This is a genomic window from Pseudoalteromonas sp. APC 3358 (assembly GCF_030408075.1).
GTDB lineage: Bacteria > Pseudomonadota > Gammaproteobacteria > Enterobacterales > Alteromonadaceae > Pseudoalteromonas > Pseudoalteromonas arctica.
This window is the reverse complement of sequence record NZ_JASDCE010000002.1, coordinates 373,099-385,326: the sequence shown is the minus strand read 5'-3', so window position 1 is coordinate 385,326 and position 12,228 is coordinate 373,099. Positions and strand designations below refer to the sequence as shown.

Below are 12,228 nucleotides of genomic sequence, written 5' to 3'. Positions count from 1 at the left end.
TGAATTATAACGGCATCTGGTTTTTTATATCAAGCGACAACTGAACTTAATTGCTTGATAAGTATATATCTTCTTTATTTAGTACATAAATTGGGATTAGTTTTCGACTACTCGCGACGATTTTTTTTGTATGCGCGTTAATTACACGTGTATTTACAACAACAGCATCATGGCGATAAATTAATGTACCCGCTAATACATGGCTCGCCATTTGCTCTTCGCTGAGCTTTTCAATATCACGCGAAAAAGCAAAATCACCACGGCTATTTACATCTATTGTTTGGGTTGTTTTAAAATCAACCACGCCATAACCAAACTTTTGTAACTGATGAATTAACGTCTCAGATATTTGATTACCCAATTGATTACTTTTAGTAAGCGATGAATCAAGATCGACCAAGGTAGTAACGGCAATATTAATATTGGCGTTGGTATCACTTTCAAACTCAAGCGTATCAACCAAATCAAGCGCCATTTGCTCTACATAGTTAGCAAGTGTTTTATGGTGTTTAAGTGGTGTAAATTGATTGCCGTTAATATTATCTTGAGTTGATTTTTGCTCGGCTGTTTTAAGCATGCTTGCTAAGTCATAATTTACTTGTGTGGTTGAAGATGCATTCATTTCAGCACTTTCATTATTTTGAGTAAAGGCACAACCTGCTAAGTTAGCTAAAGCAAAAAAAATGATAAAGCGGTTAAATAATTTACTATACATAATTATCTCACTTGCTTGCTTGTTTTAACATTATGCCATCAGTGCGATAGCTACTATTAAGCGCATCAACAACCGACTGTGGAATAAACCCTTGTGCAGAACCTACCACGGCCTTACTTTCTAGCCCAACAATACGTGCATTGACAAGTACACCACCTTGATGGTTTACAAGCGTACCGGCTAGTACATATTTAAAGTTTTGATCTTGATTTAGCTCTAAATAGTCGCGACTAAATACAAAGTCGCCTGTTGAGGTAACACGCATATAATCAGTTGTTTTAAAATCAATAACGGGTACACCAAAGCTGTGTAATTCATGCATGAAGCTTTCTGCAATTTGGTTTCCTAGTAAGCTACCATCGTTGTAGTCTTCATCTAAAAAAATAAAACTCGAAACAGCTAACGGTGTTTGTTCACTTACGTACTGTAAGTTTTCAACCATGTCTTGCATTATGCCGCGCACATAATGGTTAATATTTTTGCGCATTGGCGGTGTTGCTTTTGTGTAGTTATCTTGTGGAGCCATTCCTGACTGAAATAAGTTATCGTCAGAAACAGGCGCTGCAACGTCGCGTTGGTTACTCACCAGTTGGTTGCTTTGCTCACTTTGTGGTGTTGCGGTGTCTGTATTCATTGTGCCTAGTATTTGAGAGCAACCAAAGCCCAGTGGTAAGCATAATGTAATTAATAGGTTTTTCATTTTGTGCTCCAAATTAGTATTCGCTTCGGTATAAAAATCCGTCACGCTGCTGAATTTTCTCATTGCCCCACATTACATTAATTGGGATCTCGGTACTTCCCGCAGAGAGCACCTGTTTATTTTCTATATTCACAAGCCGTGCATTAACTATGTATGCATGCTGCTGGCGAGTCACTGTTCCTGTGATAACTAAGTCAATATTTTGGCGATTACGTAATTTACTTAAATCGCGACTTAAAATACTGTCTGAGTTTTCTGATAAAGAGAGGTTATTCCCAAGTCTGTACTCAACGGTGTGATAACCCAGTTGAGTAAATTGTGTAAGCAGACTTTCTTGGATCTGCTGACTTAAGCCTGAGGCTTGCCCTGTCACTAATTTTGTATCTAGTGCATCTGCATAAAAGAAGCTACTAACGCCAACACGTGCATTAGCATTTAATGCTCCGTTTAGGTGGTTAAGTTGCGACGTTAAATTAACTACATAGTCATTAACCGTAAAAGGAGCCATGGCTGCTTTAGGTGCATCTGTAGGCACACTTGGTTCTGGCGGCGGCACCAAGTTACAAGCAGCTAAATTTAAAAATAATAAAGGCAGTAAAAGGCGCATAATTGCCATCCTCTTCAAAACATACTGAGGATGAAGCAATTTGTATGCCGACTTAGCTATTGTGCGGTAAAGGGCTGATCTACGTAATAACTAACTAAACAATTTATATTTTGGCTCTTTAATTTTTGACAGTCACCCATAGCGTTTTTTTTGTCTATGTATGCGCCTAGCTTTAAGCGGTTATACATAACTCCTTTTACATTTATTGTTTCAACATTCATCACAAAATTATCGCCTAGTAAGCTAGGAAGCTTTTTTTGAAGTTGCCTAAAAGCTAAAGAGAGTTGTTCTTTTTGCGTTATTGAAAGCACTTGTAAAGCAAATTTAGGATCAACTGGTTTTGTTACTTGTAAATTGGATCGATTAATTGTGTTGGTATTAACGATTTCTGCTTTTATTACTGGTGCGTTTTTCTGCTCATTTTCTTTTGCAATTGTATTGAGTTGCAATATTAGTAAGCTTAAGTCTTCTTCAATAAGTAATAAACGCGCAAGTTCTGGCTTCATATTTTGCCACTGCTGGGAGCTTATTTTTAAAGTTTCAAGTTCTTGCTTTGTTATTTTTACGTAGCTTTTTTCGTCAGTTACGTTGGTCTGAGTAGCACTACCATCAATTGCTTTATTATTCGCACAACCATAACTTAGCAACATTGCACTGATTAAAAATATACATTGAACTCTTTTCATCCTAATTCCTTTAGTGGAGTATTTTATGTGTTTCAACAACACACTTTAATCCTTGCGCTTTTACTGAGTCGCATACAGAAATAAGCTCTGGCGAACTGTTTGTTGCGTACGCTAAGGCTAAAATAAATTTATTTTTAGCTTTATCATGCATATAAAAAGCTTCTTGCTGCTCTATTCGTGGTGCTATTAAACGGTAATAAATTTTTAAGATATTTAACGAACTAAAACTTCCTGCATTGGCAATGCTTCCAGTTGTTGCACTGAGCGCCTTTAATATTAAATCAACGCCCATTACTACATCTCCTTGAGGCGATAAATTAACTGTTATATTTTGAGTGTTTTTTAGCTGCTTGCGTTGTTTATATTCATCATCAATTACTGCTTTATACTGCCCCGGTTTAAGGTCTGTAAATAAATAATAGCCATCATATGCTGCTTGAGTTTGTGCAACTTGATCCCCTTTCTCATTCAACAGCGCTATATTTGCAAAGGGTTGGATCTGTGTTGTATCACCTTTTTGTTGATAAACAACTCCCTCCACTTCACTTGCATTATTTAATGCGAAGTCCATATACTCTACAAAACCAGCCCTTGGGGTAATAGAAAAACCCTCATTGGCTGGTATTAAAAACGGATCTTCAAAACTATTTCTATCAAGTATTATATCTGTTGTACGATTTGCTGGCATTGAAGTTAATAGCGCAACGCCGTGTTCGTCTGTAATTGCTTGACGATAATTGTGAACGCCTTTTACTTTTACGCCGGCAACGCCGTGCTCATCATCATCCATAATACCGTTATTATTTTGATCTAAGAATACGCGTAACATTAAGCTACCCGTGTTAGTTAAGCTGCGCTTAGAGACAAAATATGTATTGTGTTCAACATCAAAACCTAAGCTAAAACGGCTATAAATACCGAGCCGCCAATCATCGTTACTGTTGTAGTTTAAGTTACTCGTTAAACTAAACTTGTCGCTTTGCCAATTGAGCCCTAATTCGGCCGATTGAATATTATTACGAAGTGAATCAGTTAAAGTAAGTTCCGCTTGTAAATCTCGGCCCAAGTTACGGCTAAACTCAGCCTCGTAACTAACAAGCTCACTTACTGGCGATATACTATAATCTATACCAAACCTTGTGTAGGTTCTCCCAAAGCGCTTTTGAAAACGTGTTGTTCCAAAAGTACTCTCAGAGCTATCGTCTTGTTGCCACAGCAATTGGTTACTTAGTGCAAATCCTGAGTATGAGTAGTTGAACTGGTTGCGTACTTGTTTAAAACGCCCTCTAGTATCACTATCGTCATATAGGACGTTATTTTGATAAGAAAGGCGTCCATAGGTATTATTCATTAGCCCACCAGCTAAATTTATTTGGTAGCTGTTAAAATCTTGCTGCTGTTCGTCGGTACGATTTGTAGCGCTAAAAAGTAGTGATTGTTCGGCAATTTGAGTTCGGGCTGTAAATTCAAATTCTTGTTCATTGTTATTATTTTTTTCAACATTCGCATTTAATAATAATCGGTCAAACAAGCTTATGTTGGTACCAAATGCATACTTAAGTAGATCGTCATCCGTGTTTTTTTGACCTGATGTAGCAGTGTATACAGATATATTATCTGTAAGCCCTTGCTCATATCTACCCGCAACTTGCCAACCCTGACCCTGCGAGCTTGAAACATTGTTATTTAGTAACTGCTTGCCTTGTTCAGTAACCGACAATTCATAGTGACCTTGTCCCTGCTTAAGTTGATTTCCGTCCACAAAGTAATAATCACTTTTACGCTCAACTTGACCTTGAGGCCCATAAAAAATAAGCTCAAAATTATTAGCTCCAAATAATAGGTTTATATTATCAAAAATATAACGCCCATCTGCGAGGCTAAGCTGCTGGTCTATTAATATTTCATTACGATACAGCTCTACATCCCAACCTGGCTGTATAGCACCGCTTAAGTTAACTTGATTATTGACTATTTTTCTATTGGTTACATTATTAGAAACTTTAACACCTCGGGCATACTGACTACTGTAGCTATTACCCACTTGCGTGGCGATAACATCACCAAAAGATATTTCAGTAGGCATGAAGCTGTTTTTTATTTCTTTGTCTAAGTTTTGCTTTGTAAACGTTAACCTAGAGTTGGTAAGTAAGTCAGTACTTCGTCCAGACAAAAAATACTCTGCAGATAAATACGCAAAGTCTTGAGTGCCTAAAAGTGAATAGTTCGTAGAATGTCTATCATCGCTCGCGGTAAAATTTAGTTGTAAGTCGGCAACCGGAGAAGATAGCGCTTTATATGGGCTAGCTTTCCATGGCAGCGTAGGTGGCGATCTTTTGTTAGGTGATTTAAGGTTGCGCGACTGTCTGTATCTTTGTTGTTCAACCGGTAAGGGGCTCTCTGAGCTTATAAGTAATTCTAAATCTGGGTAATCAATATTAAACTCTAGATTTAAAGCATTATGTAAACTTTGAATATCTACATAAATATCATCTTCAATGGTAATTTGATTTTTTGCTAATAAGTAGCTCTGTGTAGGACTAGTAAATACAGCGGGTGTAACCGCTGCATTTAGAAAAAGAGGTTGTTGATTTGCTCCAACACCTTGAGCAATTCGATTGCTAGCATCAACATTCATTGCAAATTGTAGAATATCAAATAAGTCGCTTAAACTAACTTGTACACTTTGCTCGCTTTTAATTGCTGCAACTTCACCTAAGTAGTATGAGTTTAAATAAAGCGAAAGTATTAATAACTCGCCTGTGGCGATTCGCTGTTGCTGATTTTCTTTGTTTTTATAATCAATTACTTCAACGGGCTTAGTTAGCTTTAGTTCAATTGCGCGTAGTGTTGTTAAAGCATCCCCTACGGAAGAATTAGGATTAGCTATTACACTATTACTAAGCAAACTACTTATGCTTAGTAATAGTGTATACAATAAATTATTTAGCGTCATTCACTGTTAAAACATTAAGTGATTGTGAAGTTAAAGGCAGAGTGTATTGTGCAAATGTAAGATCTTTATATTCTTGACTGCCTTCATATTTAAAAATGACTTTTCCTGCTTTATCTAAATTTTTGTCACTAAATAAACTAAGGGTTACAAACGCATTATCCACTTCTGGATAAATACTTAAATTACCAATTTCTGCAATTTTAACTTGCTCGTTATTACTATCAACAAAGTAAGCACTTAATTTACCGTAGCTACTAAACTTACCTTCTCGTTTTATATTCAATAAAAACTGAGGACGTTGATTGCTTTCATTTAGCACTAGTTGAGCTTGCTCTATGGCAACTTCTGGCTGTTTCATGTCTTTACGTAACAAAATAGGAATACTGTAGCTCATAATCATATTAACTTTTATTGAGCTTGTTTTATTAGTATTTTCACCAGGCAATGCTTGAAATAGAAGATGAGAGCGGTACTCACCAGAAGCTAGGCCTTTAGGTTTACGTATTGCTATTTTTACTGTTTGTTTTTCACCAGGTGCTAAACGCATTTGTTTTGGTGACAAACGTGCCATTGAACTTAAACTTTCGCTTGTAGCCTCTGCCAACTGTATGTAGCCACCGCTAGGTTGCGCTTGCTTCTCACTCCATAAAACACGATATGTTTGATATTCATCACCCGTATTAATTACGGTAACTTTAGCGGTTCGTTGACGTTCATCAAAACTAATACGGGTTGGAGAGATAAGTAAATTTGCGTATGCATTTTTTCCTAAAATACATACACTCAGTGCGAGCAGCACTACAACTTTATAAAGCATGTTTTTCCTTTAGTAATCAATCGTAATTTCTAATTGGGTGTCAGTAATAAAACTACCATCTAAGTAACTTTGGCTAGTCCCTGTCGTTATTAAACGGCCACCTACTTTGAGTAAAAGCTCTCCAAATTCATCGCTAGTTTGCGTTCTTGGTAAATCCACTAATACAACCGAAAACTTGGCACTATTAGCTCCAAGTACTTCACTTTGCAATGTAGAGTCACTCGTTTTGTTAAACGATATTTGAGTAAGGGGAGGTAAATCGGTAAATAAAAGTTCTGCGGGATTCCCCTCAGTTAATACGTAAATATTACCAAATGTGGTTGTTTCACCTTCATGGCTAATGGTTATAGAGCTTAAAGTATTATTTTGAGGGATAACTAAAGTGCCAAAATTAAGCGCTTCTTGTTGTATGCTTGCGCTATAGGCTTGCTCGCTAAACATTAACGAAAGCCAAGCAGAAACATACAAAAAGCGCATTGTTTGTTTAAACACTAATTAATATGACACTTCAATATTAAAGCTACCAGAATACTCACCATCAGGGTAATCCACACTTGATGCGTTTGATGAAGTAGAAAGAGTCGCGCCTATATTAAATGATACAGCGCCATCAACGCCAGCTTGTAGGTTGGGCGTAGCACTTGTATATAATCCACCAGCATTAGTACCGCTCGTTATAAAGTAAGTCCAAGTACCTACAGTAAAATCAGGTTCATTTAACCCTTGACCAGCTAAAGGTTGTACTAAAGTGTTTACTGGGTCGCTAATGGTTAAAATAGAATTTGGTACTACATCTGACACACTAAAAGCACCCGCTTCACCACCTTCAATTATTGATATAGTTGCCACATTACCAGCAGCGTCGTCTTGCGAGGTAACATTAGTTGCATCAGGATCAGGATTAATTGTAAGCGTAGCTTGCAGATTGCCTGTAGGATCTGAAATAGCACGAATAGTACCAAAATTTAAATCGTTATCTTTTGTGAGTACTACAGCATTTTGTACCGTTACTTTCGCTTCAAATGATTCTGTAGCAGCATAAGTGCTAAACGAGCTGACCACGGTGGCTACAGCTAATGCAGATAAATAAAACTTCATGCTAAATCCTTATAAGAAAATGGGCTTTATCAAATATTTGCCCAACTATAGTTAGTATCGACTATTAGTACAAATACTTTAATACTATATAAGTTTAAAAGGCCTAATTTATTAATTATATTGGTTTTCCGACAAAAGCAGCAATATTACATGCTTGATCAAGCTGATTAGCTAAATAACAAAACGCACTTACTTGAGCATCGCTTTTAAATGGACCTACACGTAATCCATACAAAGTCATATTATTATTTTTACGTTCAAACATAGTAAAATTAAATTGAGTAAATGCACTGGGGTATAATTGCTTAAGCCTTTCGACTCTTGCTTTAACAAGCTCTGGCTTTAAATACCAACCAAGCTGTGCTCCAATTTTAGTTTCATCTGTTAAGGCGAGTTCTGAATTTTGTAAGTTTGGTGTTTTTACTTCGGGAGTGTTATTTAGTGCCGTCGGTTCCAAATTCTGTGAAGGCTGATTACCATAGGTGATATCGGTTTTACTTTGCATGAGTAAAGGCGGGTTTTCAGTTAATTCACTTTGAGACGATAACGCCATAATTAATAGCTGTAAATCATCTTCCATAGCAGTTAAACGACCAATGCTTTCTTGCTGTAAGTGCCACTGCGAAACATACTCTTTTACTTGTTTATCAGTAATTAAAGAATGCTGCACGCTCTCGTTATTTACAGTTGCGCTGCTACATCCATATAAATAAAAAGATAAGAATAAAACTGATATTAAATGACAAGACTTAAAATACCGCATTGCAAAATGCACTCTACTAACCAAGATAATAAATCAAAGCAAATTTTGCGCCACTTTATAGCAACTTTTTAATTAAGTAGTCTATTTTGAGGTAAGAAAAGCCATATCGATAACAAGGCAAAATTTCATCATTTAGTTGGTATCACTAATTGCTGCTGCATTGCTCTACCTCCTGCATTCATGCAGTCGTATATCAAAAATTATTAGCAAAGTTAGCGTCAGGTCTAATCCTTCAAATTGATTAGGTATTATTGCAGATTGATATTACATACTGTGAGCTACAGCTTTACTGGCTTATCGGTGTAGTTACTTACTATGCAATCGAGTTTATATAACTTGAATACGTCACAGTCTGCTTTTGCATTTTTAAAGTTTTGGTAAGAGCCAAGTTTTAGCCTGTAAAACATTTTGTCGTTTATTTTGGCGGTTTCTACGTTAGTCAATATTTTGTCTCTAAACAACGGCGCTGCTTTAGTATTTAGCTCTTGCCATGCTTTAGCCACACCTTGCTCTGAGTCAACCGAAGCTACCTGTAAAGCAAATACATGTTTAGGTTTATTTAATTTTACAGTTTGTTTTTTATTACTGTAATTTTGTTTAACTTGTTGGCGTGACTTAACATTGCGTGTGTTTCGTGGTGAGCGTACAGACTTGCTGCTATACCCTTGATTAGACTGCGCAATAGCTTTGCTGTTTATAATATCGATATGATTTACGAGGTAAGTTATTTCTTTTTCTAATCTTAAAATTCGCTCTATACCTTCACGAGCTTGTTGCCACTGCATTGCGGCATCTTTTAGCTGTGCAAGTTCAAGGGCTGTAATTGATACGTAGTCAGGCGAGTTACTTTGAGGTTGTTCATCAATGGTTTTTATTTCAGGCGAGACGCTGCATGCTGTACCAAATAAAAGCATTAGCAAGCTAAGTAAAAGCCCAATGTTATTTTTTTTATATATAAACATGTATTAGTTGTCCTGAAAGCAGTGTTTTTACACTACATTTCAGTTAAACATTCTCACAAGAAAGCGTTTAACTTTATTTAAGCTGTGAGCTATAAAACTTAGCTCTTCGCATGCTTGTCAGTATTTCGTAAAACACAACGTTGCATACTCCACCCCTTCCTTGAGAGCATTATTTAATACAAATTCAATGCCAATTAACACAAACTTTACAACATAAATAACAATATGTCTGTAATGACTTAAAAAATTTTATTTTAGAGCTATTCCTTTCCTTACTTCTATCCTGATAAAACTCATAAAAAAAGGCGCCGATATAGGCGCCTTTCATGTTTTACGTTAACTGTTAAATCAGTTTTTTAATAAATGATTTTAATTCATCGGCAAATTCATCGCGACGAAGTGCAAACTCAATCGTTGCTTTTAAGTAACCAATTTTACTTCCACAATCGTGGCTACGGCCTTTTATAGCGTATGCATCTACTTTTTCGTGTTCCATTAACATCGCAATTGCGTCAGTTAATTGAATTTCGTCGCCTGCACCTTGCGGAGTTTTTGCAAGTAACGGCCAGATATTTTCGCTTAATACGTATCGACCCACTACAGCTAAGTTTGATGGAGCTTCATCTACTGGCGGCTTTTCTACCATATTAAGAATTGGCGAGCTTTCACCTTGCTTTAAGTCAACATCACCTAAATCAACCACACCAAACTGGTTCACTTGTGCCATTGGTACTGGTTCTACCATAATTTGGCTGTGCTTAGTTTTCCCAAAATTAGCGATCATTTCTGCTAAGTTATCTTTTTTAAGATCGCTCTCTACATCATCAATAATTACATCTGGCAAAATAACTACAAACGGTTCGTTACCAATAATAGGCGCTGCACAACTAATAGCATGGCCTAAGCCTTTTGCTTCACCTTGGCGTACGTGAATAATGGTTACGTCTTTAGGGCAGATTGCTTGCACTTCGGCAAGTAGTTGCCGCTTAACACGCTTTTCTAAAGTAGCTTCTAGTTCAAAACTTGTATCGAAGTGATTTTCGATTGAATTTTTACTTGAGTGCGTTACTAACACTATTTCTTTAATTCCTGCAGCAACGGCTTCGTTTACTACATATTGAATTAAAGGACGGTCTACCACTGGAAGCATTTCTTTAGGAATTGCTTTAGTGGCTGGTAACATACGAGTACCAAGGCCCGCTACTGGGATCACTGCTTTCATTTTATGTTTTCCTTAATCTTTTATTATACTGAAAATGGATATTGAATCACTTCATGGCATTGATAGCCTGTTACTTCAAAGTCGTCTCGTGTTACCCACGTTTCTATGTCTTCTAATGATTTAATTTTTGGATTAATTTTTAACTGAGGTGATTCAAATGGCTCACGCGTTAACTGCACGTCTCGCATCAGTTCAAGTTGGTTTTCGTAAATATGTGCATTAGCAATTTTATGATACGCCTTACCCGCTTTGTGGCCGGTAATTTGAGCCACTAACGCAAGCAACACAAAACACTGAATTTGATTGAAATTAAGGCCGAGCGGTACATCACAGCTTCGCTGGTATGACGTTAAGTATAGCGTATCGCCAAGTAGTGAAAAAGTGTGCGTATGCATACACGGGCGCAAACAACCAAGCTCAAACTCACCTGGATTATAAAACGTGATTATTTCACCACGGTCATCAATGCCATTTTTTAAGTTATTAATAACTTTGGAAAGCTGATCAAGCGTTGAGCCATCTGGACGTTGCCAACCACGGCCTTGTACGCCATAAACTCGCCCCATGTCATCCTCACCTTTACGGTTAGGGTTATTGAGCCATGCGTTGTTATCGTTCGCGTTGGCATCCCATGTTTTACAGCCAATTTCACGAAACTGTTCAGCGCTGTCGTAACCACGTAAATATCCTAGTAACTCAGCAATCGCTGCTTTGTAGTAACTTTTTCGCGTCGTGATCATTGGAAACTTATTATTAGCCACATCGTATTCTAAATCGGCATTAATAACGGTTAAACAACGCGTACCGGTACGTTTGTTTTCGACCCACTGACCTTCGTCAACAATACGCTGACATAATTTTAAATATTGTTTCATGCTTTTCTTATTATGCCTTAGCTGTTTTAACGTGTTGTGGTTGCTTATATGCCCAAATTAATAAACCTAAACCACCCACTATCATAGGAAGTGAAAGTATTTGTCCCATTGAAATAAAGTCGGCAAATAAACCGAGTTGTGCATCGGGTTGGCGGAAATATTCAATACAGAATCTAAACACGCCGTAACCTAATAAAAATACACCAGCTACGCTGCCTGCTGGACGTGGTTTTTTAATAAACCATTGCAGGATTAAAAACAGTACTAAGCCTTCAAAAAATGCTTCATATAATTGCGATGGGTGACGCGCAAGCGGACCGCCCGTTGGAAATACCATTGCCCATGGCACGTCAGTAACTCGGCCCCATAACTCACCGTTTATAAAGTTACCAATACGCCCTGCTAAAAGCCCTACAGGAACAAGTGGTGCAACAAAGTCGCCTACTTGAAGCAGTGACTTTTTACGCGTCCACGAAAAAATTGCGACGGCGGTTATAACGCCAAGTGTTCCACCATGGAACGACATACCGCCCTGATCTATTCTAAATAAATACAGTGGGTTTTCTATAAAATAACTAAACTGGTAAAACAATACGTAGCCAATACGCCCACCTAGTATTACCCCTAACATGCCGTAAAACAGTAAATCGCTTACTTGGTCTTTAGTCCAACCCGAATTTGGCTTTGACGCTTGACGATTAGCAAACCACATCGCAAATGCAAAACCTATTAAGTACATTAAGCCATACCAACGTACGCTTAGCGGTCCAACAGAAAAAATAATTGGATCAATTTGAGGAAACTCAAGTGCCATAAAAAATAAACCT

13 protein-coding genes are annotated in these 12,228 nt (G+C 37.3%); all 13 read right to left on the bottom strand.

Annotated elements, in window-relative coordinates; genetic code table 11:
• Window positions 1-46: 46 nt before the first annotated feature.
• The 13 genes from QL995_RS04430 to lgt all read right to left on the bottom strand — a co-directional run bounded on the left by QL995_RS04430 (window position 47) and on the right by lgt (window position 12,215).
• Window positions 47-715, bottom strand: a complete 669-nt coding sequence (locus tag QL995_RS04430; RefSeq protein WP_007583142.1) for a FlgO family outer membrane protein — start codon at window positions 713-715, stop codon at window positions 47-49.
• Window positions 716-722: 7 nt separating this feature from the next.
• On the bottom strand, window positions 723-1,415 hold the full coding sequence (locus QL995_RS04425; RefSeq protein ID WP_024589981.1) for a FlgO family outer membrane protein: 693 nt from the start codon (window positions 1,413-1,415) through the stop codon (window positions 723-725).
• Between the two features lie 13 nt (window positions 1,416-1,428).
• Window positions 1,429-2,022 (bottom strand): FlgO family outer membrane protein, encoded by a 594-nt coding sequence (locus QL995_RS04420; protein ID WP_290293176.1) that lies wholly within the window; start codon window positions 2,020-2,022, stop codon window positions 1,429-1,431.
• A gap of 56 nt (window positions 2,023-2,078) precedes the next feature.
• Complete coding sequence (locus QL995_RS04415; RefSeq protein ID WP_290293174.1) at window positions 2,079-2,708, bottom strand: SPOR domain-containing protein; 630 nt, start codon at window positions 2,706-2,708, stop codon at window positions 2,079-2,081.
• Between the two features lie 10 nt (window positions 2,709-2,718).
• Window positions 2,719-5,616, bottom strand: a complete 2,898-nt coding sequence (locus tag QL995_RS04410; protein WP_290293172.1) for a hypothetical protein — start codon at window positions 5,614-5,616, stop codon at window positions 2,719-2,721.
• 34 nt (window positions 5,617-5,650) lie between these two features.
• Window positions 5,651-6,481: a fimbria/pilus periplasmic chaperone gene (locus tag QL995_RS04405; protein WP_169059730.1), complete on the bottom strand. Its 831-nt coding sequence runs from the start codon at window positions 6,479-6,481 to the stop codon at window positions 5,651-5,653.
• A 9-nt stretch (window positions 6,482-6,490) separates the two neighbouring features.
• Window positions 6,491-6,973 carry a DUF4402 domain-containing protein gene (locus QL995_RS04400; RefSeq protein ID WP_007583135.1) on the bottom strand — a complete coding sequence of 161 codons (483 nt, stop codon included), beginning with the start codon at window positions 6,971-6,973 and terminating at the stop codon, window positions 6,491-6,493.
• Between the two features lie 3 nt (window positions 6,974-6,976).
• Window positions 6,977-7,579, bottom strand: coding sequence for a DUF4402 domain-containing protein (locus tag QL995_RS04395; RefSeq protein WP_024589986.1), 603 nt, complete (start codon window positions 7,577-7,579; stop codon window positions 6,977-6,979).
• 115 nt (window positions 7,580-7,694) lie between these two features.
• Window positions 7,695-8,249 carry an SPOR domain-containing protein gene (locus QL995_RS04390; RefSeq protein WP_290293166.1) on the bottom strand — a complete coding sequence of 185 codons (555 nt, stop codon included), beginning with the start codon at window positions 8,247-8,249 and terminating at the stop codon, window positions 7,695-7,697.
• Between the two features lie 371 nt (window positions 8,250-8,620).
• On the bottom strand, window positions 8,621-9,304 hold the full coding sequence (locus QL995_RS04385; protein ID WP_024592961.1) for an SPOR domain-containing protein: 684 nt from the start codon (window positions 9,302-9,304) through the stop codon (window positions 8,621-8,623).
• Between the two features lie 343 nt (window positions 9,305-9,647).
• Window positions 9,648-10,526 carry a UTP--glucose-1-phosphate uridylyltransferase GalU gene (galU, locus tag QL995_RS04380; protein WP_290293161.1) on the bottom strand — a complete coding sequence of 293 codons (879 nt, stop codon included), beginning with the start codon at window positions 10,524-10,526 and terminating at the stop codon, window positions 9,648-9,650.
• Window positions 10,527-10,549: 23 nt separating this feature from the next.
• The gene (locus QL995_RS04375; protein ID WP_290293159.1) at window positions 10,550-11,401 is read right to left on the bottom strand and encodes a thymidylate synthase; all 852 of its coding nucleotides are present in this window, start codon (window positions 11,399-11,401) and stop codon (window positions 10,550-10,552) included.
• A gap of 10 nt (window positions 11,402-11,411) precedes the next feature.
• On the bottom strand, window positions 11,412-12,215 hold the full coding sequence (gene lgt, locus QL995_RS04370; protein WP_007583122.1) for a prolipoprotein diacylglyceryl transferase: 804 nt from the start codon (window positions 12,213-12,215) through the stop codon (window positions 11,412-11,414).
• Between the last annotated feature and the right edge of the window lie 13 nt (window positions 12,216-12,228).